Source organism: Bacillus subtilis subsp. subtilis str. 168 (assembly GCF_000009045.1).
Classification (GTDB): Bacteria; Bacillota; Bacilli; order Bacillales; family Bacillaceae; genus Bacillus; species Bacillus subtilis.
On sequence record NC_000964.3, the window covers coordinates 2,370,379 to 2,396,778 of the forward strand.

The window sequence follows — 26,400 nt, forward strand, 5'->3', positions numbered from 1 at the left end:
GGTTTATAGACTAAAGAGGTGATATTTGATCACCTCTTATAAAATTTCAGCTAAAATGGCAAGTATTTCTTCATTTTGCTCTTTTGTTCCGATCGTAATCCGGAGTGATGTCGGGAAACCTAATGCGTTTCCTGACCGGACGATATAGCCTTTTTCCAGCAGAGCCTGAAACAGTTCATCAGCAGGACGTTTAAAGTCAATTAACACAAAATTTGTCTGTGAAGGGTAGCACTTTAAACCATGAGTTTTCGCAAAATCATAATACTGCTGAAGGCCTGCATTATTTTGCTCGACACAGGAAGCAATAAACGCTTGATCATCAAGTGCTGCAATCGCCGCAGCCTGGCCCAGACGGCTGGTATTAAACGGCTCTCTCGCCGGCTCAATCTGGCGAATCAGGTTCTCGTCAGCAATTCCGTATCCGACTCTGAGCGCTGCCAGACCGTATGCCTTTGAAAATGTGCGCAAAATCATCAAATTGGAATACTTGCTTAAGAGCGGCACGGTTTCCGGGTAATCCTCTGCTGTTACATATTCATAATATGCTTCGTCAAGAACGACAAGGACACGAGAAGGAACGCGCTCCAGAAATGCGAGTAATTCTCCTTCAGATGTATAAGTGCCAGTCGGATTATTCGGGCTGCATATCCAAACGACTTGTGTCTGTTCGTCGATGGCTTCTAACATGGCGTCTAAATCATGTGAGCCGTCGGGACGAAGTGCAATTTCACGTACTTCAGCACCTTCAATAACCGCATTATGTTTATATTGCGGAAAAGTGGGGGCAGCAGTAACCGTGTTTGTTTTATCGTTTAAAAATGCCCGGCAGATGATCTGTATGATTTCATCAGAACCGTTGCCGAAAATAAGTGATGTTTCGCTGACATTGAGGTGCTTACTGAGCCTTGTCCGCAAAGCGGCGCTATACCCGTCCGGGTAAAGGGCTAGCTGTTGAATCTCATGATGAAGCGCCTCTTTTGCAGCCTCTGAACAGCCGTAAGGATTCTCGTTTGAAGCAAGCTTCACAACTTTATCCAAGCCATATTCTGATTTCACTGCTTCAATCGGCTTTCCAGGCTGATAAGGCTTCAGCTGTTTTAAATGTTCTTTGATACGCAAATCAGTCACCTCATTTTAAACTGTACAAGCCGCTAAACGCCATTGCATAATCCTCAAACTCCTGCAGCGCCTGATTTCTCGTTTCAGCGCTGATGAGCCGGTCCTTTAATTCTTCTATTTTTCTGACGAGCGCACTTCCCACTACGACACCGTCACTAATTTCATTCATCTTTATGACCTGTTCACGGTTTGATATACCGAACCCTACAGCAACCGGAACAGTGCTGAGATTCTTCACAGTACGAATGAACGGGTACACGGATGAATTGAACTCATTGCGGACACCGGTCACACCCAGAGAAGATACACAGTAGACGAACCCCTCGGCTTGTTCAATAATGGTTTTCAAACGGCTTTCGCTTGTCGGCGCAACTAAAGAAATATACGTCACCTCATGGCTTTTACATTCCTCTTGAAGGCTGTTGCTTTCTTCTAATGGCAGATCCGGAACAAGCAGACCGTCAATATGATTTTCCCGCAGTAAAGCGAAAAAGTATTCTTTGTTCAATTGTAACACAGGATTATAATACGTAAAGAGGATAATCGGAATATTCACTCCGTTTTTTTTCATTTCTCCGCCTAATTCGATTGCCTTTACGATATTCATTCCTTGATCAAGCGCCCGCTTTGAAGCCCGCTGGATCACCGGACCGTCTGCAAGCGGGTCAGAGTATGCAACACCAAGCTCCAATGCTGTGGCGCCTGCTTTTTGGAGTGACTTCGCCAGTTCAATCGAAACCTCAGGAACTGGATCGCCCGCCGTAATAAACGGGATAAACAATTTTTCTGATGGTTGAAGATCCAATTTAAACATGGGCTTTCACCTCTTCTTCCAATACATTCATTAATGTGTTGACATCCTTGTCTCCCCGGCCTGATAAACAGACGAGAATGAGTTGACCGCGATCCATTCCTTTGGCGAGTTTGAATGCTTTCGCTAACGCATGGGCAGATTCGATTGCCGGCAAAATCCCCTCTTTTTCTGACAAAAGCTTTAATGCATCCACCGCTTCTTCATCGGTTATACTGTCATAAGTGACACGGCCGCTTTTATGCAAATATGCATGCTCCGGACCGATTCCAGGATAGTCGAGACCGGCTGAAATAGAGTAGGGCTCAATAATTTGCCCGAACTCATCCTGAATGAGATAAGTCAATGAACCGTGAATAACCCCTACGGTTCCTTTCGAAATAGTGGCGGCATGAAGAGGTGTATCAATTCCTTTTCCTGCTGCTTCAGCGCCGATCAGTTCAACATCTTCATTTAAAAATGCCTGAAACATACCCATCGCATTGCTTCCTCCGCCTACACATGCCACTACTTTATCAGGCATAGTGCCTTCAATACGTTTCAACTGATCCTTCGCTTCCTCTCCGATCATTTTTTGAAATTCACGGACCACTTGCGGATAAGGATGCGGGCCGACAACTGATCCAATCATATAAAAGTGATCCTCACAATGCTGAACCCAGTACCGGATCGCCTCATTTGTGGCATCCTTCAATGTTCCGTTTCCGCTTGTTACAGGCACTACCTCCGCTCCAAGAAGCTTCATGCGGAAAACGTTCAGAGACTGGCGGGCAACATCCTCTTCACCCATAAACACAGTACAGGAAAAGCCGAATTTGGCTGCAACTGTTGCAGCGGCAACACCATGCTGGCCGGCACCGGTTTCAGCAATGATTTTCGTTTTGCCCATTTTTTTAGCAAGCAGCGCTTGACCTAGCGCATTATTGATTTTATGAGAACCTGTATGGTTTAAATCTTCTCGTTTCAAATAGATTTTCGCGCCGCCTAAGTATTCAGTGACTCGATCAGCGTATGTTAATGCAGTCGGGCGTCCGGAATAGTCCTTTAACAGCTTATAATACTCTTCACGAAAAGCGGGATCATCCTTGATTTGTTTAAATGCTGTTTGTATTTCATCTAACGGCTGCATGAGTGTTTCCGGAACAAACTTTCCGCCAAAATCACCGTATCTGCCTATTTCATTCGGATATGGATACATATCGGTTCATCCTTTCTTCTAAAAGCCTCATCAGATTCTGATCTTTTTGTCCGTTTTTTTCAATTCCGCTGGCAAGGTCAATTCCTTCTGGCTGCCATTTCAATAGGCGTGTGATGCTATCCGGATTCACGCCGCCAGCGATAAAGCAGCGTTTACCAATAGCCGCCTGCTGATATTCCGGCACACATTCCCAAGAAAATGCAACACCAGTTCCGCCTCTAGACCCTTTTACAGATGAATCAATCACAAAGCCGTCAACATTATCTTTAAAGCGGGCTATTTCTTGAGTTGTGTTATCTTGATGGTGAAGCGCCTTCCATATTTCACAGCCTGTCAGCTTGCGAAGAGCAGCAGCATCCGCCGGTTTTTCATCACCGTGAAGCTGAATGACGTCGAGCTTCAAGCTCTTGGCAATACGTGACATCGTCTCTATTGATTCATTAACAAAAACACCTGCAACCTGTTTTTCGACACGAACTTGGTTCAGCCATTTTTTCACATCTTCCGGAGATACTTTTCGTTTGCTTTCAGCAAAAATAAATCCTAGGTAATCAGCCTGTGATTCCGCCGCAAGCTGCAAATCCTTTAGTGACCGAATACCGCAATATTTTAATGCCGGTTTCTTCACAACCTCACTCCCTAAACAAAGCATGGATTGCTTTACGCTGAGAAGTTTGTCTCATCAATGATTCACCGATAAGTACAGCTCGCGCCCCATGTTCATTGACAAATGTTAAATGTTCTAAAGAACCGATTCCGCTTTCGCTGACAAGCAAGGATTCTTTCGGAACGAGAGATGCGATTTGTTCTGTCTGCTTTACAGATGTTTCAAACGTTTTTAGGTTTCGATTATTTACGCCGAGAATGTCGGGTGTGAACACTTTCAATATTTGTTCTAGCGTTGATGCATCATGAACCTCCACTAACACGTCCATCCCCTTTTCACCTGCTTCAAGATATAATTCATGAAGGTGTAAGGGATCAAGCACCTCGCCGATTAACAATATGGCATCCGCTCCGATTCTTCTTGATTCCTCTACTTGAAGAGAATCAATAAAATCTTTTCTAAGTACAGGAATCGAAACAGCACGCTTTACGTCTGATAAATAGCTGTTTTCCCCTTGAAAAAACGGGGTGTCTGTTAAAACGGAAATCGCATCTGCCTTCGCAGCCTCATAGTCTTTTGCAATCTGCACAGGTACAAAATCCTCTTTAATAAGCCCTTTTGACGGCGATGCTTTCTTCACTTCGGCAATCAACCCGATAAACCGATTCGGGCTTGCCAGCGCCTCCTTAAATGAACGTTTCTCGAAAGGCTGCTCTACCGGCAGAACCAGTGTTTTCACTTCTTCTTTCTTTTGTTTGATGATTTTTTCAAGCATAGATCTCTTCCTCTTTCTGCTTTAGTCGTTCAAGCTGCGCGGCAGCGCCTCCGCTTGTAATCGTCTCTAACGCCAGCTCCGTTCCTTCCTTCAGTGAGGCGGTAATTCCCGCCGTGTAAATCGCAGCACCCGCATTAAAAGCCGTAATAGATAAAGCGGAACTGCTGCTTTTATTTTCAAAAATATTCTGAATGAGATAAGCGCTCTCTTTCGGAGACTGCACCTGTAAATCTTCAAGTCTGCCATTTGTGAAACCGAAATCTTCGGGTGAAACGGTATACTCCCGGCGCTCTCCGTCCTTTAATTCAATCACGTCGGTCGGTGCTGTAATTGAAAGCTCATCTAAACCGTCACGGCTTGATACAAACATAACGTGCTTCGGCTGAAACGTCTCCAGTGCGCTTGCCATCAGTCCAGCTTTTTCAACAGAATAGACCCCAATCACCTGACGCTTCGCCTGTAAAGGATTGCTGAGCGGCCCAAGCAGATTAAATACCGTTCTGAAACCTAGCTCTTTTCTAGTACCTGCTACATGTTTCATAGACGAATGGTAAAGCGGCGCAAAAAGAAATCCCATGTTGTTTGTTTCAATGCTGCTTTTGACCTTTTCGGGAGTGGTTTGAATAGAAACCTCTAGCTCCTCTAAAACATCAGCGCTTCCGCTTTTAGAAGAGACAGAGCGATTGCCATGCTTAGCGATTTTCGCACCAGCTGCCGAGGCAACAATTGCCGAGGCCGTTGAGATATTAAAAGTGGAAATACCGTCTCCCCCTGTTCCGCATGTATCAACAATATCAGGAAGTCCATCGACTGTAAGAGCGTGTGCCCGCATTGCCTTCACAAAACCCGCAAGCTCTTCTGGCGTCTCCCCCCGATGAGCAAGAATTGACAATATCCCCCCCATTTCAGAAGGAGTCATTTCCGCTGCCATCATCATATTCATCAGCGTTTCAGCCTCACCGGCAGTAAGGGTTTTTCCGTCAACGCACAATTGTAGAAATCTGTTCATCAGCTTTATCCTCCTTGCTATGAAACATGTCTTCTGCAATATGAATCGTTTTCAGCAGCGCACCGGCTTTATTACAGCTTTCTTCGTATTCGGCTTCCGGAACAGAATCAGCAACAATGCCAGCACCTGCCTGTATCGATGCAACACCGTTCTTTACACTCATCGTGCGAATCGTAATACAAGAGTCGATATTCCCGTCAAACCCAATGTAGGCAATACACCCTCCGTATGTCTCTCTCGGTGTTGGCTCGAGTTCTTGCAAAAGCTGCATGGCACGGATTTTGGGTGCGCCTGTTAAAGTCCCCGCCGGGAAAGCAGACATCAGTGCATCGACAGGATGAACCCCTTTTTTCAATCGGCCTGTAACCACCGAGATAATGTGCATGACATGTGAAAAGGAAACAATTTTTGTGAACTCCGGCACAGAAACAGAACCATACTCTGCTACTCTGCCGATATCGTTTCGGGCAAGATCAACGAGCATGTAATGCTCCGCTTTTTCTTTTTCATCCTTCATGAGCTCAACCTTCAGTCTCTCATCTTCAGCTTTGTCTGCACCGCGTTTTCTCGTACCGGCAATCGGATGGATTTCTAAGTGCCCGTCTTGAACGTGTATTAACCGTTCCGGAGAGCTGCCGACTATTTCTCTGTCTAGCAGTTTCATATAATACATATACGGCGAAGGATTGACGATCCTAAGCACTCGGTATAACTCAAAAGCATCTGCTTTTATCGGCACCTCAAATTTTTGTGATAAAACACCCTGGAAGATATCGCCTGCTTTTATATAGCTTTTGATTTTTTCTACATCAGCCATAAAAGCCGATTTTTCATAATTAGAAGATACTGTCTCAAAGCTGGGTGTCTTGTATGAATCAGCAGAAAGAAACAGCTCTTTTATGTTTTTTTGGTCCATCATTTTTTCAATGAGATTTTGAAGCTCCAGATGATTTTGATGGAATACATCCATTTTTTCGTTTTTTGTTTCCTCTCCAGTGAGCCTTGCATATTGGATAAAGTGGACGTTTTTGGTTTCATGATCATACGCAATTAATGTCCGGCAAACAAACAGCATACACTTTTCCATGTCTGTTTCTTTGGTATGCGAAGGAACAGAAGGCTCAATCAGCGGGATCATATCATAGCTTAAGTACCCGACAGCTCCGCCGACAAAAGGAATGCCAAGCTCAGGTGTTTTGATTTTGTATGTGGTATTCATCCAGTTCAGCACTTCTTTTAGTTCATTTCCTGTGTAAAGAGATTTGCTGTCCTGATCAGCGGCCGAAAAACGGCCCTGCTCTTCTTTAATTGTGAGAAATGGATTCAGGCCGATAAACGAATATCTGGACCAAGTGGATGTATCGTCCTTGCTTTCAAGAAGATACGTAATCTCCCTGTCAAGCTTCTCTATCATTTGAATGGGTGTCAGTGTATCGACTGTGAAGGTCTCCACAATCGGTATCGTGTGGTGGGACAAGCTGTCCTCTAAAAATGCGGAAATGTTTGATTGGAAATTCATTGCTCTCACTCCTTATGGCAAGGAGAATGAGAAGATGGCATGAGAGGATAAAATACTATATAACAAATAAACCCAAAAGAAAGACTTCTTTTGGGTAGAATAAACATAATGTCTCAGCTCAACTAAACTCATTCTCTGCTACCCTATTCTCTAACTCAACTCATTCTAATTGCTTTATACACACTCTTGTGTATTTCTAAGCTGTTCTTATCGTATTACAATTCAGTATTTTTTGTCAATGATAAATCGGGCCTCAATACGACAACTTTTTCTAAATATACATGTCTGATCTGATCCTGAGGGACATCTGTCTGGACCGTCATCATGACTCTTATGCACTTTTTCAGACCGCCTGTTACGTCCATTTCCTGCATACATGTTACCGGTACATACTGCCATCCTGAAAGCTCGCGAACAGCTTTTGCCGGGAAAACAGCGTGCAAATCAGGTGTAGCCGACAGAAGCATTTGAACAACATCTTCCGGTTTTGTATGATTTTCTTCTATGATTTTCTCTAACAGCTGTTTAGTTTTTTGTAAAATTTCTTCTTCAGTATCCCGTTCAACTGTAGTTGCTCCGCGAATTCCGCGAATCATCATGATGTCTCCTCCAATCGCCATTTGTTCAGCCAGCTCTCAAGTTCATTTCTGGAAAATGTATGATCAGCAACTTTCCCTAATTCGTTGAGCACAATAAACTGAATCTTCCCGCCACGGGTTTTCTTATCATTCATCATACGGTTCAAGAGAACCGAAGTTTCCGTCTCTTTTCTGATTTGACTTGGATAACCCAGGCTTTTTAGCCAGCTGACCAAACGTTTTCTGTCCATTTCACAGCCTACAGTCTTTTCGCTTATATATAAAGCAAACTGCATTCCGAGGGCTACGGCATCACCGTGAGTGATCTGCCCATATCCATATTCCGCCTCAACGGCATGGCCGAGCGTATGCCCAAAGTTTAAGTAAGCTCTTATCCCCTCTTCTTTTTCATCCTGCTGAACGACAGACGCTTTAATTGAAATGCCTTTAAAAATCATGTCATTCAGCTGATCATTAGTGATATCACGCAGTGAGTGGATATTCAGCAGCTCCTCCAGAAACGCTCTGTCATAGATAAAAGCGTGTTTAATCACTTCTGCCATTCCGGACCTAAGCTCTTTTTCAGGCAGAGAACGCAGGAAATCTGTATCATAGAGCACGGCTTTCGGCTGATAAAACGCACCGATTAGATTTTTTCCAAGCGGATGGTTCACGGCTACTTTTCCTCCGACTGCGCTGTCATGCGCCAAGAGCGTCGTAGGCATTTGGATGAAATCAATGCCGCGCATAAAAGTGGCAGCCACAAAACCGGCAAGATCCCCTACAACACCGCCACCGAATGCGATGATGCATGAGGAGCGATCCATATGAAAACGAATCGCTTCACTCTGCAATTTTGTGTACATGTCCATGGATTTTGCCTGCTCTCCACTCGGTACCGTCACTTTTTTCACAGGCCATTTTTCTTGCAGCAAATGGAGCATTTCATCACCATACAGGCGGTCCACTTCTTCATCCGTGACAAACATAATCCTTGTTAAAGGCCTGTTTAAAGAGGTTAATAGTTCGCAAGCCTTTTTTCTGATACCTTGTCCGATAAAAACAGGATATGACGAGGAAGCAGTTTGAACATGCAGTGTCTTCATTAAAATTCCCTCGACAGTTTTCTCATATTCTCCACATTTTCTCTAATGCGGTCAATTTGATCTAATCCGAATTGTTCAACGACTGCGTTCGCAATTTCCCAAGCGACAGCCGCTTCAGCGACTACACTTGCCGCAGGAACAGCACAGCTGTCTGAACGTTCAATGCTGGCAGAAAACGGTTCTTTCGTTTCAATATCGACACTTTTCAGCGGTTTATACAAAGTCGGAATCGGCTTCATGACTCCGCGGACAACAATCGGCATCCCTGTCGTCATGCCGCCTTCCAGTCCGCCAAGTCTGTTAGTAGCACGGGTGTATCCTTTTTCCTCGTCCCAAATGATCTCGTCATGGACTTCGCTTCCATTTCGCCCTGCTGCCTCAAATCCGATGCCGAATTCCACACCTTTAAATGCGTTAATTGACAGAACAGCGGCAGCAAGCTTGCTATCCAGCTTGCGGTCATAATGGACATAGCTGCCCACGCCTACCGGCATTCCCTCGACAATGACTTCTACTATTCCGCCGATGGAATCTCCGTTTGCCTTTGCTTCATCAATGGCAGCCATCATTTTTTTGCCTGCCTCTTCATCGTAGCATCTGACAGGAGACTCTTCCGTTACACGCTGCAAGTCTTCAATTGACGTATACTCTGTTTTTTCAGCTTTAACAGCGCCAATTTGCAACACGTGGCCCGCCACCTTAATGCCAAGCTCAGAAAGAATCTTTTTAGCTACAGCCCCTGCCGCCACTCTGACAGTTGTTTCCCTTGCTGAAGAACGCTCAAGCACATTTCTCATATCACGATGATTATATTTAATTGCACCGTTTAAGTCAGCGTGCCCAGGTCTCGGTCTGGAAATCTGGCGCTTCATTTCCTTTTCTTCATCTTCTGTAATCGGAGCGGCGCCCATGATTTTTGTCCAATGCTTCCAATCGTTATTTTCAACTACGAGAGCAATTGGCGAACCGAGTGTACGTGCATGGCGCACCCCGCTCATAATTTTGGCCTGGTCTTTTTCGATCTGCATGCGGCGGCCGCGGCCGTGTCCTTTTTGGCGTCTGGCAAGCTCAAAATTGATATCTTCCTCCGTTATGTAAAGCCCGGCAGGTACACCCTCAATAATGGTTGTCAGTTGGGGGCCGTGTGATTCTCCGGCTGTTAAATATCTCATGACTTCTTCTCCCTTCATCGCATTAACGCTTTTAAGTAAGACTACTATAACATATTTTTCAGCAAAAAGTCAGTCTATCTTTTTTGATAAAAGAATGTATCGGCTGGGACTAGGCCAAATTTCTCGGGATTGAAGATTTGCTCGGTGCTGCCGACAAAAAGAACTCCATTCTTCTTCAAGCTATGTGCCATTTTTAAATACAGCTCTTCCTTCGCGCTTTCTGTAAAATAAATAAATACATTGCGGCACACGATTAAGTCAAAGTCTTGTTCATAACGATCCGCCAGCAAATTGTGCTTTTTGAATGTAATATTCTTTTTGATTTCCGTTTTCACTTCATAACTTCTATTTGCGTTTTGCGTAAAATAACGATCTTTCACAGATAGCGGCACTTCCTGTAAAGACCGCTCCTGATAAACGCCTTTTTTCGCTTTTTCCAATGCTTTTTCATCAATATCCGTCGCTAAAATCTGATAGCCCGGAAGACCTTTTTGCTGGTCCAAAAGCATGGCAAGCGTGTATGGCTCCTCCCCCGTTGAGCAGGCGGCACTCCAAATTTTTAAAGGCCTAGAGGTCTTGATTAACGGCAGAATTGCAGTCTCAAGAACTTCCCATCTTTTATAATTACGATAAAATTCTGAAACATTGATCGTCATTCTGTCCAATGTTTCATTTAAGAGAGCTTGATCCTTTTCCAATGCCGCAGCAAAGTCCTTAAAGCTTTGGAACCCCTTTTTCTCATAAAGTGACGTTAGCCTTCTCTTCATTTGTGCTTCTTTATATAGTGTTAAATCGACTCCGGTTAATTGTTTCCATTTCGTTGTAAATACGCTGTATGTATCCATCTCTACTCTCCCAGTCTCGCTGTCTTTTTGTCCTAGTATAGCTTGTTTTATCAGGAAATTGTATTGTTTCAATAAAAAAATCAGCTTTTCAGCTGATTTTAGATCGTTGGGAAAGGCAGAGGTCTGATGCACACTGCCATTCAACCCTTTATTCACTTTAATGTAAACCTTTACAAAACAGAACAAAAACCGGCGGCGTTATATGTTGCCGGCTCTGTTGCTTATTTTCACAATGATTAATAGATCCAGCCTGCCATAAGCTGCTGATATGATACTAATTCTTCATTCTTAAAGAAAATGTTAATCTCGCGTTCTGCACTTTCGAGAGAATCAGAGCCGTGGATGATGTTTTTTCCGACAAACATGCCATAATCCCCACGAATCGTACCAGGTAAAGCTTCTTTAGGGTTTGTTTTCCCGATCAGCTGTCTCGTCACTTCAATGACATTTTCGCCTTCCCACACCATTGCGAATACAGGTCCTGAAGTAATAAACTCAACGAGCTCTCCGAAGAAAGGCTTACCTTGATGTTCGGCGTAGTGTTTCTCAGCCATTTGTTCAGTCACTCTCATTAACTTGGCGCCAGCTAATTGTAAGCCCTTACGTTCGAATCTAGATAAAATGTCCCCAATGAGCTGACGTTGGACACCGTCTGGTTTCACCATGATAAAAGTCTTTTCCATCATATTCTCCACCCCATCATTATGTATGTATAGGCTTTCACACTGCACACCGAAATCGTAACATCTTTCTGATAATTAATCAATCCGGGGCGGAGAAATTTCTTAATATCTACAAAAATTAAAATTTTCTTTTACCGATATATTTTGCGATGGCTGCAAGAGACGAGCGTGCGCGCCCTCGAGGAAGCGTGTTTAATTTCTGAAAAGCTTTCTGCAGATACATTTCGCTTACTGCCATAGATGCTTCAATTGCATCTGTTTTTTTGATTTCTTCAATGATTGGTTCAAGCTGTTCCTGCGTTGTCTCACTGTTAATCAATTTAAGCTGGTTTTTTAATGCAGGATTTTTCAGGGCATACAGCACTGGCAATGTGACGTTTCCTTGAAGCAAATCTCCTCCTACGGGTTTACCCAGCTCTTCCTCAGTTGAAGTAAAATCAAGAATATCATCAATAATCTGATAAGACATGCCGACGTAATACCCAAACCAGTACAATGCCTTATGAATCTTCTCATCAGCTCCAGACGCAATGGCACCAAGCTGGCAGCTGACCGCGATCAAGAGAGCTGTTTTTCTTTTGATACGGCGGAGATACGTTCTGAGATTTTGTTCCATGTTGTATTTGTCTTTGATCTGCTCAATTTCCCCTAGACAAACTTCAACGATCGTCTGTGACAAAATCCTATGGGCTTTCGGTTCGTTAATTCTCGTCATCATTTCAAGAGATCCCGCAAGCATATAATCGCCTGTGTACATCGCAATACGATTGTCCCACTTTGCTTTGATTGTCGGTTTTCCTCGGCGAAGCTCTGCATCATCAATGACATCATCATGAACCAAAGATGCCATGTGAATCATTTCCAGAGTGACGGCGACATATTTAATCTTATTAATATCATAATCGCCAAACATGCCAGAAAGCAGCACGAAAACAGGCCGAATACGTTTCCCTCCGGCCTGCAGCAGGTGAAGACCTGCCTCGCTTAAAAGCGGGTAATCGGAACGTACGGTTTGTTCAAGTTCTCTTTCGATTACATCAATATCGTCATTTAAAAAAGAGTAGGCCATTTTAAATTTCATATCATTCACCCAAACATCTGTGTTTTCATTTCCATCCGATATGCGTGGCAGCGACTCCGCCAGTAAACGAATGATATTTAACATTTTTCAGGCCCGCCTCTTCAAACAGGCCTGCCAGTTCCTTCATTCCAGGGAAATCTCTGGCTGATTCTTGAAGCCAAGAATATTCTTTATAGCTCTTCGCAAACAGTTTCCCGAAAAACGGCATAATATACTTAAAGTACATAAAGTAAGCCTGTCTGAATCCGAACATTTCCGGCTGGGACGTTTCCAGACATACCACCTGCCCGCCCGGCTTCACTACACGTCTCATCTCTTTCAGTACAGTCAAGTAATCAGGGACATTGCGGAGTCCGAAGCCAATGGTGACATAATCAAATGTATCATCATCAAAAGGAAGCTCCATCGCATTTCCGTGCAGCAGTTCAATTTGGCTGAATCCGCCGTCTTTTACTTTCTGCTCGCCGACACTCAGCATATTTTCACTGAAATCCAAGCCCTTGATCTCGCCGCTTTTGCCTGCCGCTTTTGCAAGAGCGATCGTCCAGTCAGCCGTTCCGCAGCAGACATCAAGTGCTTTTGCGCCTTCCTTTACATTCATGATGCGCATCGTTTTGTCGCGCCATTTTTTATGCTGCTGAAAACTGATGACAGAGTTCATTTGGTCATAATTTTTATATATTTTTTCAAATACTCCGTGTACGCGCTGTTCTTTTGAGTCCTGCATAATGGTTTACCCTTCTTCCACTTTCTGATGATAGGTTTGATCTTGGCTGATTGTCTTCAGACGGTTTATTAAAATGTTCTGAATAGGTGAATTTAGAGGCAGAAGTGACTCAATGCTGTTTTTCGCTTTTTTAAAACAATCTTCTAATATCTCTTCTTTTGTTTTTCCCAGCTGTATAAAACTGCCGATCACATCCAGAAATGCATCATTTCCGTTCATAAGCCGCTTAAATACAAAAAAATCACTCGACAGCTTTTTCCAGCGCGGGAGGTTGAAGTGTTCCGCCACACGATGGAATAAAGCTGATTCAACGATGCCGACACTTTCGAAAAAATCGTTTTCGTCCTTGAAAGAACGGTCATACAGACGAATTTTATGTTCGTTGATTTCTTTAATGGCTGTAGCAAGCGTCCGAATCATGTAGATATCCTTCATTTCAGATAGTAAAGAGTAGTACAGCCCGCTGAAATAATCGCCCGCGAGAACAGTCAATTGGCGGTTTTTGTTTTCGTCTCGTTTTATGACTCTAGCTGTCGTCACTTCATCATGGGTATCAAGGGCGCTTTGTACAAGCATCGCTGTTACAATATAATTTTCTCTGTCGTTGTTTTTTATGTCGGCTTCTTCAAATAAAGCATGAAAAAGAAGAAGCTTATCCTCATCAATTTTCGGCGCAGAAATATGCTTCGCTAAATAAGGATGAGACAGCTTTTGTTTTAATTTCGTGTTCAGATTGGCTAAAGTTCCGTAGATGTCTTGCAAAAATATCACCCTTGTCCCCAAATTCACATTTATTTCTTAATCTATGTATGAGTTTTATCTTTTCATTCGCTTACGCAGGTATCATTATAGCATAAAAAAAAGAAATTGGCTGTATCCTCCCGCTGTTTGCGAGCATTTGCTTTTAACAGCGGGGACAGCCAGCTTATTTTTTTTCGCTTTTCATTTCTCCGTACGCGGTTTGAATCAGTGCCTCTCCTCTGACTTTAATGGCAGAAGTATGCTCTGTAAACTGAGCGATGATCACTTCTCCCTTGTCGAGTTTTTCGGAATGGTGAAACTTTGTGTCTGTTCCTCTTGTCAGGCCGATCACATTCACTCCGTCCTCAACGGCTTTAATGACGACAAAATCACTTGAATGCTTTTGGTTCATTTATAGCACCCTCTATCTTTATTAGTCCTGGCGTTTAATATGTTCCAATACTTCTGCACGGGCAGCGGCATCATCTTTAAAAACGCCTCTGACTGCTGAAGTCACAGTTTTCGCACCCGGTTTTCTTACACCGCGCATCGTCATGCACATGTGTTCCGCTTCAACCACTACCATTACGCCATGCGGATCAAGCGTTTCTACGATGCTTTCTGCAATTGTAGAAGTGATGCGTTCCTGAAGCTGCGGGCGCTTTGCAACGGCTTCAACGGCACGTGCCAGTTTGCTGAGTCCTGTGACCTTTCCGCCTCGCGGGATATATGCAACATGTGCTTTTCCATAAAAGGGAACAAGGTGATGCTCACACATAGAATGAAACGCTATATCTTTTACAAGAACAAGCTCCTCATGGTTTTCACCGAAGATAGTCTGGAAATGTTCTTTTGGATCTTCATTCAAGCCGGAGAATACTTCGGCATACATCTTTGCGACTCTTTTCGGAGTATCAAGAAGCCCTTCTCTATTCGGGTCTTCTCCGATCGCTTCTAAAATTTGACGAACAGCTTGTTCGATTTGCTCTTTATTAACTTCTTTCATGTTCTATGTCCTCCACCAATGAATACATTTAATTTCGATTCTAGCACATATGCCCCGCTAAAAGCAAAGTGAATGCCCTGTCAGGAAGCCCATGCTCTTGAAATATGAAAAGCCCCTTAGAAAGGGGCTTTTCTGTGAAGAAATAAAGTGTATGTAAGCTAGATGCATACACGATCTATATTCACAATTATTTTCCGGCAACTGCGTCTTTAAGCGCTTTACCTGGTTTGAAAGCAGGTACTTTGCTTGCTGGAATTTCGATTTCTTCACCTGTTTGAGGATTGCGTCCTTTACGTGCAGAACGTTCACGCACCTCGAAGTTACCAAAACCGATCAGTTGGATTTTATCACCGTTTTTAAGTGCATCTAAGATCGTATCAAAAACAGAGTCAACTGCTTTTGTAGCGTCTTTTTTAGACAATTCGCTTGCTTCTGCAACCGCATTGATAAGTTCTGTTTTGTTCATGCCTTTCACCTCCTCCCAAAAGGATACATTCAGTTCGTTTATTATCATTTCTTCACAGTTCAGTCTGATTCTAAACCTGTCTCAGAAAAAAATGAGAGCAAGTAAGAGAAAGACAATTAAACGGCTTTTTAAGAAAAACTGCACTCTGAGGAATGTTTGTCCAACAAAGTGAAGAATTTCTGTATGTAGAGTAACACATATAAAAAGCCATATCAAGCATTTTAAAGCGTCAATCCCTTGCTCGTCAAGGATTTAAGGTGATTTACCGAACGAATATTCCTTTTTTTCCTTTTTTCATCCTATTCCTTGATCCTTTTCCATTATTAAGAGCAAAGAAAAAAGACCTCCCATTCTATAAAGAGGTCTACCGGTATTACAGGATGATGGCGATTAAGCCGCCAGAGCCTTCGTTTATGATTCTTTCTAATGTTTCTTTTAATTTATACCGTGCGTTTTCAGGCATCAATGACAGCTTTGCCTGAATCCCTTCTCTCACAATTGAGCTCAGCGACCTTCCGAAGATATCGGAATTCCAGATGGAGAGCGGATCATCCTCAAAGTCCTGCATTAAATAGCGTACAAGCTCTTCACTTTGTTTTTCCGTTCCGATAATCGGGGCGAATTCGCTTTCGACATCTACTTTGATCATATGGATCGACGGAGCGACAGCTTTCAGCCTCACACCGAATCGCGAGCCCTGCCTTATAATTTCCGGCTCATCGAGACTCATATCAGCTAAAGCAGGCGCTGCAATGCCGTATCCCGTCTGTTTGACCATTTTTAAGGCATCAGACACTTGATCATATTCTGTTTTCGCATGGGCGAAGTCTTGCATGAGCTCAAGCAGATGGTCTCTTCCTCTGATTTCGACGCCCACAACTTCTTTTAGGATTTGATCATATAGATGATCAGGCGCGTACAAATCAATTTCTGCCACCCCTTGGCCCAGCTCAATTCCGGCTAATCCGGCACTTTCAATGAATTCAAACTCGCTGAATTGGCCGACAACCCTGTCTACGTCCCGGAGCCGTTTAATATCCTTAACCGTTTCCTTCACGGACTCCTGATAGCTTTCACGCAACCAATGGTTTTCTTTCAGCACCATTACCCAGCTTGGGAGATTGACATTCACTTCTAGCACCGGAAACTCGTAGAGGGCCTCTCTGAGCACACTCAGCACATCTGATTCCCGCATGCTCTCTACACTCATTGCCAATACCGGGATATCATATTTTTCGCTTAAATCCTGGCGCATGGCTTCCGTTTCCGGGTGATACGGCCTGACTGAGTTGATGACCATAATAAAAGGTTTGCCAACCTCTTTCAGCTCTTCAATGACTCTTTCTTCAGCCTCTATATAGTCACTTCTGGCGATATCTCCAATGGTGCCGTCTGTCGTAATGACAACTCCGATGGTCGAGTGTTCTTGAATGACTTTTCGTGTGCCGATTTCAGCAGCCTCATGAAATGGGATCGGTTCTTCGTACCAAGGCGTATTGATCATCCGCGGCCCGTTTTCATCTTCATATCCTTTAGCGCCGGGCACTGTGTAACCTACACAATCTACTAATCTTATATTCACATCGAGTCCGTCTGACACATGAACAGACATCGCCTGATTCGGAACAAATTTAGGCTCTGTAGTCATAATGGTTTTGCCGGCTGCGCTCTGCGGCAGTTCATCCTGCGCTCGGGCCCGGTCTGCTTCGTTACTGATATTCGGGAGCACCACAAGCTCCATAAATTTTTTAATGAACGTGGATTTTCCTGTACGGACAGCACCTACGACTCCTAAGTATATATCGCCTCCTGTTCGTTCAGCGATATCCTTGAAAATATCGACCTTTTCCAAGTGATCCCCTCCCGGACTTCCTATCCTTTTCAATTTTATTAAGCTCTTTCAATCAAACACAGGACACTATATGTGTATGACGTTGTCCTATTTGAATATGACATCTTTAGAAAATTTCTCATCCTCAATCTATTAATATAAAAAAACCTTTCTCCCTATTTGTATGCAAGGGAGAAAGGTTCATTCCTTTTTCATATCATTTTCTAAAAAAACAGGTTCCTGTTTGTCATTTACCGTATATTTTACAGAAAACGCGGGGACAAAGGGGGTTTCATGCCAAATCATATCCTGGATTTCAGTCCCGGGTTTAAACGTTTTTTTGCTTTTTTTGAGGCAAGAAGCCAGCTCAGTCCGGTAATCGGCATATATTTCTCCGTCTCCGTCAATCATAAGCGGCAAGGAATTCCCTGAGATTGGGCTTGTCACTGTAAGAGAGCTGCCATCCCCAAGCTTCTTCTCATCGAGTGTAAATAAATCACGAGATAGCACATCCTTGTAAGGCGGATATTGATGCTCCTGACGATACATTTGGATGCGCAATTTCACATCGCGAATTTTTTCTGCCATCTTTAGATCAATTAATTTAACAGTCGGATCGTTCTCTACGTCAACAAGCACGTATTGATAGTCTCCCCCGCTTTCAAATGCCGTACTTGGAGGTTCAGCTATGTATCTTGGCGCTAACCGGTTAAAGTCTATCGGATATTTTTGATATAGCGGTGTCGACATATCTTTGGTTTGAATAGGAAGCAGCCCTCCATTTGCCTTTTGAAATTCATCAACAGCAGATTGAACCTGCTTTAGCTGGTCTTGATAAGGAATGGCATGCACACTGCTTTTCCGTTCATTTGGATATAAACATCCGGATAAAAACACGACTGCCGCAAAAATGATTGCGCACTTCAGTTTACCCATACAGCACTTCCTTTTACAGCTTTATTCATTGACAGGGCCGCTAAAAACCACGACAAACACAATAATTCCAGATATGAGCATACACATGTATGCGAATGATGAAATCGCAATCTTCAAAAAACGGTTTTGGCACTTAAAGCGGCTTAAATAGATGGAAGCTACAGCCAGAAACATCAGACCCATGGACCCTAGAGCAAACCACATTTTCATCAATGCCAGATTCAATGACGTGCGCCTCCCCGATATGTAAGATATAAGCGTTATATTATATTTTAATATACAGCGCCGGAAAAGATCAACCAGATTTTCCATCCATTGATAGAACAAAAAAACTGAAGCAAAGAGGGGGACCTTCGCTTCAGTCAACTTGACTATATTCACCTGCACGTTTAAGAAACACTCTCTTGGACTTCGATGCTATAGTATGCGACTTGGCATACAGATGCATCCTCTATTGCCTAAATCGGCAAAATGTTTCAGGAGATCCCAAGACTTGGGTGTTCTTCTGTTTTTCGGGCTTTCGTTCAATTAAGATATGCGATTCACCATTTGATTGACACTTTTACTTCACTTGATTTTCAAACGTATTTACCAAATCCTCCATCTCGTGGGTTTTCCCTCTCGCCATTAAAGATTCAACAGCGGTTTCCACTTTTTGTCCGTTGAATAGGACCTGATGGAGAGCTTCTGTAATCGGCATTTTAACATCATATTTCTTCGAAAGCTGATAAGCCGCTTTCGTCGTGCGGACGCCTTCGACTACCATTCCCATCTCTTCAAGAACATCTTCAAGCTTGTACCCTTTTCCGAGCAAATTGCCCGCACGCCAGTTTCTGGAATGAACACTTGTGCACGTCACAATCAGATCGCCTACTCCTGTCAATCCAGAGAACGTCAAGGGATTTCCGCCCATTTTCGTTCCGAGTCTCGCGATTTCGGCAAGTCCGCGTGTAATCAAAGCAGCTTTGGCATTGTCACCGTACCCTAAACCATCTGTAATTCCTGCAGCAAGGGCAATAATATTTTTTAAAGCCCCTCCGATTTCAACTCCGATAATGTCAGGATTTGTGTACACCCGAAAATTGTGATTAATAAATAGATCCTGCACCTCTTCTGCTGCCCTCATGCTCTTTGAAGATGCAGTAACAGTTGTGGGGTGCCGCAGCCCTACTTCTTCCGCATGACTCGGGCCGGAAAGGACAACGATATCTTTTCTGACATCACTCGGGAGCTCAATTTCCATAATTTCAGAAATGCGCAGAAGTGAATCTGGCTCAATACCCTTGCTGACATGAACAAAGACTGCCTTTTTCGTTATAAAAGGGACAGCCTGTCTCAGCACTTCCCGAATTGCTTTTGTCGGGACCGCAACGATAATGACATCTGCGTCTGAAACAGCCTCTTTCATATCTGTTGTTCCTTTAATGGATGTAGACAGCTTAACATTCGGCAAATAATCTTTGTTTTCATGCAACTCATTAATTTGATGAATTAAATCTGCACGGTGAGCCCACACACACACTTCATTTCCATTATCAGTTAGAACTAAAGCCAGTGCTGTTCCCCAACTCCCCGCTCCAAGCATTGTGACTTTTTTCATGTTTGATTCACACCTTTTTATTTTCTAGCTCTTGCAAATATTTTGATTGGTGTCCCCTCAAAACCGAACGCGTCTCTGATTCGGTTTTCTAAAAACCGTTCGTATGAAAAATGCATCAGTTCCGGATCGTTTACAAACACAACGAAGCTTGGCGGCTTTACCGACACTTGAGTCGCATAGTAAATTTTCAAACGAGAACCGTTATGAGTCGGTGTCGGATTCATTGCCACAGCGTCCATGATGACATCATTTAAGACGTTTGTTTGAACTCGAAGTGAATGATTTTCACTAGCTTTGATAATCGCAGGCATCAGAGTATGGATCCGTTTTTTCGTTAAGGCAGACATAAATAGGATTGGCGCATAATCCAGAAATTGAAAATGATCGCGAATATTTTCTTCAAATTCTTTCATCGTGCTCTCATCTTTGTCAACAGCATCCCATTTGTTTACGACGATGACGACGGCCTTGCCCGCTTCGTGTGCATAACCGGCGATACGCTTGTCCTGTTCAATAATGCCTTCTTCGCCATCCAGCACAACCGCCACGACTTCTGAGCGGTCAATCGCTTTTAGCGCCCGCAGTACACTATACTTCTCAGTCGTTTCATAGACTTTCCCTTTTTTTCGCATACCTGCAGTATCGACAATGACAAACTCCTGCTGGTTGTAAGTAAATGACGTATCAACAGCATCTCTTGTCGTTCCAGCCACGTTGCTGACAATAACGCGTTCTTCGCCGAGCATCGCATTCACAAGTGAAGACTTTCCGACATTTGGACGTCCGATCAGACAGAATTGAATAACTTCTTCATTGTATTTCGTTTCAGGAATGTTTTTAAAATGCTCTGCAACGGCATCCAGTAAATCACCCAGTCCGAGTCCGTGTGTTCCCGAAATTGGATACGGCTCGCCAAAGCCTAGCGAATAAAAATCATAAATATTCGCTCTCATTTCTGTGTTATCCAGTTTATTAACCGCTAAAACAACAGGCTTTTTTGTGCGGTACAAAATTTTCGCCACTTCTTCATCAGCAGCTGTCACGCCTTCACGGCCGTTCACCATAAAAATAATCACGTCCGCTTCATCCATGGCGATTTCAGCTTGCTGGCGAATCTGCGCTAAAAACGGCTCATCACCGATATCAATACCGCCCGTATCAATCAAATTAAAATCATAATTCAGCCATTCAGCCGAGCTGTATATCCGATCCCTTGTCACGCCAGGGGTATCTTCTACTATTGAAATTCTTTCTCCCGCAATCCGGTTAAAGATTGTGGATTTTCCTACATTTGGTCTCCCGACAATGGCTACGACAGGTTTACCCATAGTACCCTTCCTTTCAATCCAGCCGCTTTCATTTTTACATAAATTTTCAACCGGTTATTAAAATCATTTCATTCACTTTTATGAAAAGAAACCCTTCAGAGGAAGGGCTTAACTCATTTATTATATCAGTTTTTACTGGGATCACAACTATTCTTAAAAATGTTTCACGATCAAATACACGTCATCTCCGATTCTGTGAGCTATTCCATCAAGGATCGCCTCAAGATTTTTAGCGAAAAGCTCCATCTCCTTTTGGTCATTGCAAAAAAAGACAGGTGCTCCCCCTGCAACCCGATTTCGATTTGTCGTGATTACAGACAAAATCACTTTCGTAAGAGATTCACTCATCCTATCACCTTATCCTGATTCTTGATAAATTCAGTCGGCATTCTAATCGCATTTTCCAGGGTTGGAACATTGCTAATAATTTGAACAGCCGTTTCGGGATGGTGAATTTGCGGGAGAACAAATACTGCCACTCTCCCATCATTTAAATCCCGTTTTGCAATTGGTGTCAAAGATGGCTCTCCTGAATCCCGATAAACCCCGAGCACATTGGAAACATCAAATAAAATGGCCTGACGCTGCCCTAAATTTGCTATCGTCGCTGCTGAATTAAAGTTTTTCGGCGTCAAAATAAAGCCCATGCCATGCTTTAAAATCAGTTCCTGTTTCTCTGGAAGCCCGATATTCATCATATAAATATTATCAACAAACAGTCCCGGACCGTCAAAGCGCGGCTTTATGTACTCGATATCTACAATATCCTTCAACACACTGCCCGACATAAACTTCATGGCCAGTAAAAAACAAACGACAGCCGCTATGACTGCAGCCCAGATGGATAAAAACACATACGCAGAGGTTGTCAAAAGCGCTGTAAAGATCACAATATAATTTCTGCTTTCAAACGCAATGGCAATCCCCTCAATATATGTGCTTCCCCTTGAGACAAGTTCATACGAATCCATTTGCGTCAATGTGTTCCGCTCCATGTTTCGGACATCTCTAAATTGCGTCGCTGCCAATGTTAAAAATGTGATGGCCGTAAATTCCTCCTGCAAAAGCGCCGGCATAATAATTGCACCTAAACCAGCCGCTATCAACCCCAGTGCGATGTGAATCACTTTCCCATGAACATAGGTCGGATACTGGCGGTAATCCGTTTTCAGCATATAAAGCCTTGTCGCAATTCCGGCAATGACCCCAGCAATAATCGGATAGATGTAATCACTCATGACATTTTGGTAGCTCCTTTGTTTGATCTTTTGCTTTTCTGACCAATCTGGCTTGCGAGGTGTTCGTATTTAGATATGCCAAACAGCAATATCATCCCCGCAGAACACGCATTCAGCCATTGAAAGCCGCCGACAGCCATAGCCCCGGCCAACTTCTGGATCACAAATGAATACACCAGTTCGCCTTGGCACATCCCTAGGACAAATAAGACAAGCTGCTTCTCAAAATTCCTTTCAACAGAAGCTGTTAAAAGCACTATTAATATAACAGCAGCCCACTCAGGTTTTATGATGAACCAAACCGGGTCATATAATGCAAAAAGATAAACAAACGCATACGCGGCAACAAGCGTCAGATAGACCATGATGTAACGAAAACGATACATTCCCAAATACCCGGCATAGACACATCCGCAAACGAAAAACATCAAATATGCAGCATTCAGGGAAAAATATAAAGCGATGTCATGTATGCTTAGAATAATATTAGTTAAAATAAAGACAGAGACGGCAATTCGTCTTTTCGTCTTTTCAAAAATAAATGTTGTCAGAACCCACAGAAACCACATTGACCAATAGTAATAAAATTGTTCCATTTTACTTCCTCCATATTCCCAGTATGGAGTTCAAGCACATTTTTTAAACAATCGATCTCACATTAAGGAGTATGATCATGGGAAAAGACAGACAAGAGAAAAAACTCAAAGCTTCAGGCAGAGTCGAATCAGATCGCGACCAGTCCATTCACTATGACGGAGCGACAAGCCTTGAACAAAACGGAAGATTCAAAAAGCGAAAATCATAATACAAAAAGCCCAAACCACATATGGTTTTGGGCTTTTATCATTTATCGCACACTATAGCTTGATGTATTGACCCCTCTCTCTGTGAGCCAATGATGGGTTTCACCTTTGATCACAAGGGGCGCCTTTTGTAAATCGGCAATTGTTCTGGCACCCAGCACGGTCATAATCAACTTTAATTCCTCAAGGATCAGCTGAATCTCCTCAAGCAGTCCTTCCTCACCGCTGTCAGTCAGCGCTTTTAAAAAATGCCCTGCCATTCCGGTGCAAGAGGCCCCCAGCGCAATTGCCTTTGCCACGTCAAGCGCATCTTGCAGACCGCCAGAGGCGATCATGGTGCTTGCAGGAAACTCAGAGCGGATTTCCGCCAAACTTGCAGCTGTCGAAATGCCCCACGAATTAAAAAAGGAGATTTGCCGCTGTCTTCGGAGATTTTCGATTTTCGAGAAATTTGTTCCCCCGTAACCGCCAATGTCAACAGCTGCAGCACCAGCTTCATACAGCTTTCCTGCTGATGCTTTGCTCATACCGAAGCCGACTTCTTTCACAATGACCGGTACACTGACCCGGCTGCAAATTTGTTCAATGCGTTTCAATGCGCCGCTAAAGCTTCTGTCCCCTTCAGGCATCACAATTTCCTGAATCACATTGAGGTGGATCTGCAGTGCGTTTGCTCCAATCATCTCAACGGCTTCCTTTGCCTGAGCAGCCGTTGCCTCGCTTCCCAGGTTGGCAAAAATCAGCCCGTTTGGGTTTTCCTTTCGAACAATTTCATAGGAAAGACGCTCTGATGGATCTTTTAATGCTGACATTTGCGATCCCACAGCAAGGGGAATTCCAGCCTGAGAAGCCGCTCGCGCAAGCGATTTATTAATCTCATATGTAAGTTTTCCGCCGCCGCCAGTCATTGCATTGATAAAAATCGGCGAACTGCTTGAAAGTTCGCCGATTTTTGTGGAAATATCTACTTGTTCTAATGCAAGATCGGGCAGACTGACGTGAACAAACGTAATATCATCAAGACCTGTTTCCCGCTTCTGGCCGATGGACAAGGCATGATTGATGTGTTGTCTTTTTCGTTCTGCTCGAGTCACGTTTATCACCAATTATTTTAGTTTATTCAGCTTATCTCCGATCAGATCTCCAAGCTGGAAGCCAGTGCTTGTTTCTTCCTTCGCTTGATATTGACGGTAATCTTCCTGGTCAGCTTTAGGCGTTTCTTCAAGTTCACGCATGCTTAATGAAATGCGCTCCTCATTTTCATTCACATCAAGAACCTTCACTTTTACAGTCTGTCCTTCTTCAAGGACTTCATGCGGCGTGCCGATGTGTTTATTGGAAATTTGAGAAATATGAACGAGACCTTCAACACCTGGAAGGATTTCAACAAAGGCACCGAAGCTTACAAGACGCTGTACAGTTCCTTCAAGCACATCGCCAGGCTTCACTTTTTCGCCGATTTGGTTCCAAGGTCCAGGCAGTGTATCTTTGATCGATAAAGAAATACGTTCATTATCACGGTCAACCGATAACACTTTCACTTTTACTTCTTGTCCCTCTTCAACAACGTCAGACGGCTTCTCTACATGAGAGTGGGAAAGCTGTGAAATGTGTACAAGTCCGTCGATGCCGCCAATATCAACAAACGCGCCAAAGTCAGTCAGGCGCTGTACTTTGCCATCAAGTACACTTCCAACTTCAAGAGACTGAAGAAGTTCTTGTTTTTTATTCGCTTGTTCACTTTCAACAACAGCACGGTGTGAAAGGATCACGCGGTTTTTATCACGGTCAAGCTCTACAACGAGCAGTGACAGTGTTTTTCCTTTATAGTCAGTGAAGTCTTCAACGAAATGTGCTTCAACAAGTGATGCCGGAATAAAACCGCGAACGCCGATATCAACGACAAGGCCGCCTTTCACGACATCTTTCACTTCAGCTTCAAACACTTCTTTTGTTTCAAATTTTTTCTCAAGGTCTTCCCAAGCGCGGTCTGCATCAACAGCACGTTTAGATAAAATCAAAGCATCGTCTTCCACTTTTGTTACTTTCAGGTCAAGCTCGTCGTCTACTTTAACAACATCCGATGCTTTCTCTACATGAAGACTTGATAATTCACTGATTGGAATAATACCGGATTGTTTGACATTGATAATTTCTACATCTACATGTTTGTCTTCTACCTTTGTCACAATCCCTTTAACTACATCTCCAACCTCTGGCACTTGAACATCAATTTGATTCATTTCCTCTGTCATTTGAATAACCTCCTTGGTCCAAACCTACACAGCTTAATTAAAACGGTTTGAAAGCTGAACATATAACATGCCCGCTTTTAGCCGAATATGTATTAAAGAATCATCCAAAAAAGTTTTTTGAATGATCAATAAAAAGTTTTATTAGTATTAACTTCTAATAAAAGGACAGGTTTGTCAAGCAATAACATTCTATCTTCGTTGAAAAATTCAAAAAAAGTGGCATTTGCCATCCTCAGCGGGACTTTTGCTCCACAGCCTCGAGGATTTTATCAGCTACCTCTTGAATGGAAAGCGATGTCGTGTCGATTTCAAGAGCGTCTTCTGCTTTACGCAGCGGAGATACTTCGCGCTCTGAATCAAGCTTGTCTCTTCTTGCAATTTCCTCAATTAATGTTTCGTAGTTGACATCAAAGCCTTTTTTCACATTTTCTTCATAACGGCGTTTCGCTCTCTCTTCCACAGATGCCAAAAGAAAGATTTTTACTTCTGCATTTGGCAGCACATGCGTCCCGATGTCACGACCATCCATGACGACGCCGCCTTTTTCCCCAAGCTGCTGCTGGCGTTTCACCATTTCTTCTCTGACACTTCTGTGCTTGGCCGCAATTGAAACTTGGTTGCTGATTTCATCTGTTCTGATCGCCTCAGTTACATCGGTGCCGTTTACAAACACTTTTTGTCCATCTTTTGTTGTAATCAGCTCAATGTCTGTCCGCTTTAGCAGCTCAGCCAGTTTTTCTTCATCTGTCAGATCAACGTTTTCCTGTAAAGCCGCGTACGTAATCGCCCGATACATCGCTCCTGTATCAATATATATGTACGATTTTTTCTCAGCCACAATTTTGGCAACGGTGCTTTTCCCCGCAGCTGCCGGGCCGTCGATTGCAATCGATAATTTCTTTTCCATAATTCCTCTCCTTGCTCTTTTCTCCTCTAAGGATTGTATCACGAACTTTATGAAAAAGG

Annotated in this window: 29 protein-coding genes, 1 pseudogene and 1 other annotated feature; of the genes and pseudogenes, 1 reads left to right on the forward strand and 29 read right to left on the reverse strand. The window is 43.3% G+C overall.

Going from position 1 to position 26,400, the window contains the following annotated elements; genetic code table 11:
• Positions 1-36: 36 nt before the first annotated feature.
• The 26 genes and pseudogenes from hisC to yphA form a co-directional block, all read right to left on the reverse strand.
• Positions 37-1,119, reverse strand: a complete 1,083-nt coding sequence (hisC, locus tag BSU_22620; RefSeq protein NP_390143.2) for a histidinol-phosphate aminotransferase; tyrosine/phenylalanine aminotransferase (promiscuous) — start codon at positions 1,117-1,119, stop codon at positions 37-39.
• A 10-nt stretch (positions 1,120-1,129) separates the two neighbouring features.
• Complete coding sequence (gene trpA / locus BSU_22630) at positions 1,130-1,933, reverse strand: tryptophan synthase (alpha subunit) (protein NP_390144.1); 804 nt, start codon at positions 1,931-1,933, stop codon at positions 1,130-1,132.
• Positions 1,926-3,128 carry a tryptophan synthase (beta subunit) gene (gene trpB, locus BSU_22640; protein ID NP_390145.2) on the reverse strand — a complete coding sequence of 401 codons (1,203 nt, stop codon included), beginning with the start codon at positions 3,126-3,128 and terminating at the stop codon, positions 1,926-1,928. The genes trpA and trpB overlap by 8 nt, the downstream gene beginning before the upstream one ends.
• Positions 3,109-3,756 carry a phosphoribosylanthranilate isomerase gene (trpF, locus tag BSU_22650; protein NP_390146.3) on the reverse strand — a complete coding sequence of 216 codons (648 nt, stop codon included), beginning with the start codon at positions 3,754-3,756 and terminating at the stop codon, positions 3,109-3,111. The genes trpB and trpF overlap by 20 nt, the downstream gene beginning before the upstream one ends.
• 4 nt (positions 3,757-3,760) lie before the next feature.
• Positions 3,761-4,510 (reverse strand) — a sequence feature (Evidence 1a: Function from experimental evidences in the studied strain; PubMedId: 2422155, 9383185, 17555270, 10627030, 10714985, 12963367, 17114058; Product type e: enzyme).
• Positions 3,761-4,510, reverse strand: a pseudogene (gene trpC / locus BSU_22660). It overlaps the preceding feature by 750 nt.
• The gene (gene trpD, locus BSU_22670) at positions 4,503-5,519 is read right to left on the reverse strand and encodes an anthranilate phosphoribosyltransferase (RefSeq protein NP_390148.2); all 1,017 of its coding nucleotides are present in this window, start codon (positions 5,517-5,519) and stop codon (positions 4,503-4,505) included. Before trpD ends, trpC begins: the two are co-directional and overlap by 8 nt.
• Entirely contained in the window at positions 5,491-7,038 is a 1,548-nt protein-coding gene (trpE, locus tag BSU_22680; protein ID NP_390149.1) for an anthranilate synthase, read from the reverse strand. The genes trpD and trpE overlap by 29 nt, the downstream gene beginning before the upstream one ends.
• Positions 7,039-7,253: 215 nt before the next feature.
• Entirely contained in the window at positions 7,254-7,637 is a 384-nt protein-coding gene (gene aroH, locus BSU_22690; protein NP_390150.1) for a chorismate mutase, read from the reverse strand.
• Positions 7,634-8,722 (reverse strand): 3-dehydroquinate synthase, encoded by a 1,089-nt coding sequence (aroB, locus tag BSU_22700; RefSeq protein NP_390151.1) that lies wholly within the window; start codon positions 8,720-8,722, stop codon positions 7,634-7,636. The genes aroH and aroB overlap by 4 nt, the downstream gene beginning before the upstream one ends.
• On the reverse strand, positions 8,722-9,894 hold the full coding sequence (aroF, locus tag BSU_22710) for a chorismate synthase (protein ID NP_390152.3): 1,173 nt from the start codon (positions 9,892-9,894) through the stop codon (positions 8,722-8,724). The genes aroB and aroF overlap by 1 nt, the downstream gene beginning before the upstream one ends.
• Before the next feature lie 74 nt (positions 9,895-9,968).
• Positions 9,969-10,739, reverse strand: coding sequence for a methyl-accepting chemotaxis proteins (MCPs) methyltransferase (gene cheR / locus BSU_22720; protein NP_390153.2), 771 nt, complete (start codon positions 10,737-10,739; stop codon positions 9,969-9,971).
• Positions 10,740-10,975: 236 nt separating this feature from the next.
• Positions 10,976-11,425 carry a nucleoside diphosphate kinase gene (gene ndk, locus BSU_22730; RefSeq protein NP_390154.1) on the reverse strand — a complete coding sequence of 150 codons (450 nt, stop codon included), beginning with the start codon at positions 11,423-11,425 and terminating at the stop codon, positions 10,976-10,978.
• Between the two features lie 115 nt (positions 11,426-11,540).
• The gene (hepT, locus tag BSU_22740; RefSeq protein NP_390155.1) at positions 11,541-12,587 is read right to left on the reverse strand and encodes a heptaprenyl diphosphate synthase component II; all 1,047 of its coding nucleotides are present in this window, start codon (positions 12,585-12,587) and stop codon (positions 11,541-11,543) included.
• Positions 12,529-13,230: a demethylmenaquinone methyltransferase gene (gene menG, locus BSU_22750; protein NP_390156.1), complete on the reverse strand. Its 702-nt coding sequence runs from the start codon at positions 13,228-13,230 to the stop codon at positions 12,529-12,531. The genes hepT and menG overlap by 59 nt, the downstream gene beginning before the upstream one ends.
• Before the next feature lie 6 nt (positions 13,231-13,236).
• Positions 13,237-13,992 carry a heptaprenyl diphosphate synthase component I gene (gene hepS, locus BSU_22760; RefSeq protein NP_390157.1) on the reverse strand — a complete coding sequence of 252 codons (756 nt, stop codon included), beginning with the start codon at positions 13,990-13,992 and terminating at the stop codon, positions 13,237-13,239.
• Positions 13,993-14,155: 163 nt separating this feature from the next.
• Positions 14,156-14,383 carry a tryptophan operon RNA-binding attenuation protein (TRAP) gene (mtrB, locus tag BSU_22770; protein NP_390158.1) on the reverse strand — a complete coding sequence of 76 codons (228 nt, stop codon included), beginning with the start codon at positions 14,381-14,383 and terminating at the stop codon, positions 14,156-14,158.
• Between the two features lie 21 nt (positions 14,384-14,404).
• Positions 14,405-14,977: a GTP cyclohydrolase I gene (folEA, locus tag BSU_22780; protein ID NP_390159.1), complete on the reverse strand. Its 573-nt coding sequence runs from the start codon at positions 14,975-14,977 to the stop codon at positions 14,405-14,407.
• A gap of 187 nt (positions 14,978-15,164) precedes the next feature.
• Positions 15,165-15,443, reverse strand: coding sequence for a non-specific DNA-binding protein HBsu (hbs, locus tag BSU_22790; RefSeq protein ID NP_390160.1), 279 nt, complete (start codon positions 15,441-15,443; stop codon positions 15,165-15,167).
• A gap of 373 nt (positions 15,444-15,816) precedes the next feature.
• Positions 15,817-17,295 (reverse strand): morphogenetic stage IV sporulation protein, encoded by a 1,479-nt coding sequence (spoIVA, locus tag BSU_22800; RefSeq protein NP_390161.1) that lies wholly within the window; start codon positions 17,293-17,295, stop codon positions 15,817-15,819.
• 180 nt (positions 17,296-17,475) lie between these two features.
• Positions 17,476-18,210, reverse strand: a complete 735-nt coding sequence (gene yphF / locus BSU_22810; RefSeq protein NP_390162.1) for a putative lipoprotein of unknown function — start codon at positions 18,208-18,210, stop codon at positions 17,476-17,478.
• A gap of 21 nt (positions 18,211-18,231) precedes the next feature.
• The gene (gene yphE, locus BSU_22820) at positions 18,232-18,435 is read right to left on the reverse strand and encodes a hypothetical protein (protein ID NP_390163.1); all 204 of its coding nucleotides are present in this window, start codon (positions 18,433-18,435) and stop codon (positions 18,232-18,234) included.
• A gap of 337 nt (positions 18,436-18,772) precedes the next feature.
• Positions 18,773-19,810 (reverse strand): NADPH-dependent glycerol-3-phosphate dehydrogenase, encoded by a 1,038-nt coding sequence (gene gpsA / locus BSU_22830; RefSeq protein ID NP_390164.1) that lies wholly within the window; start codon positions 19,808-19,810, stop codon positions 18,773-18,775.
• A gap of 17 nt (positions 19,811-19,827) precedes the next feature.
• Positions 19,828-21,138, reverse strand: a complete 1,311-nt coding sequence (gene der / locus BSU_22840; RefSeq protein NP_390165.1) for a GTPase essential for ribosome 50S subunit assembly (maturation of the 50S subunit central protoberance) — start codon at positions 21,136-21,138, stop codon at positions 19,828-19,830.
• Between the two features lie 153 nt (positions 21,139-21,291).
• Positions 21,292-21,486 (reverse strand): hypothetical protein, encoded by a 195-nt coding sequence (gene ypzH, locus BSU_22849; RefSeq protein ID YP_003097755.1) that lies wholly within the window; start codon positions 21,484-21,486, stop codon positions 21,292-21,294.
• Positions 21,483-22,376, reverse strand: a complete 894-nt coding sequence (yphB, locus tag BSU_22850; RefSeq protein NP_390166.1) for a conserved membrane protein of unknown function — start codon at positions 22,374-22,376, stop codon at positions 21,483-21,485. The genes ypzH and yphB overlap by 4 nt, the downstream gene beginning before the upstream one ends.
• On the reverse strand, positions 22,373-22,972 hold the full coding sequence (gene yphA / locus BSU_22860; protein ID NP_390167.1) for a conserved membrane protein of unknown function: 600 nt from the start codon (positions 22,970-22,972) through the stop codon (positions 22,373-22,375). The genes yphB and yphA overlap by 4 nt, the downstream gene beginning before the upstream one ends.
• A 77-nt stretch (positions 22,973-23,049) precedes the next feature.
• Between yphA and ypzI the strand changes: the two genes are divergently transcribed.
• Positions 23,050-23,181: a putative sporulation-related protein gene (gene ypzI, locus BSU_22869; protein YP_003097756.2), complete on the forward strand. Its 132-nt coding sequence runs from the start codon at positions 23,050-23,052 to the stop codon at positions 23,179-23,181.
• A 42-nt stretch (positions 23,182-23,223) separates the two neighbouring features.
• Here ypzI and fni read toward each other — a convergent pair whose 3' ends face one another.
• The 3 genes from fni to cmk form a co-directional block, all read right to left on the reverse strand.
• Positions 23,224-24,273 (reverse strand): isopentenyl diphosphate isomerase (typeII), encoded by a 1,050-nt coding sequence (fni, locus tag BSU_22870; protein ID NP_390168.3) that lies wholly within the window; start codon positions 24,271-24,273, stop codon positions 23,224-23,226.
• A gap of 12 nt (positions 24,274-24,285) precedes the next feature.
• Complete coding sequence (gene rpfA / locus BSU_22880) at positions 24,286-25,434, reverse strand: RNA degradation presenting factor (ribosomal protein S1 homolog) (RefSeq protein NP_390169.1); 1,149 nt, start codon at positions 25,432-25,434, stop codon at positions 24,286-24,288.
• Positions 25,435-25,666: 232 nt separating this feature from the next.
• Positions 25,667-26,341, reverse strand: coding sequence for a cytidylate kinase (cmk, locus tag BSU_22890; protein ID NP_390170.1), 675 nt, complete (start codon positions 26,339-26,341; stop codon positions 25,667-25,669).
• Positions 26,342-26,400: the final 59 nt, after the last annotated feature.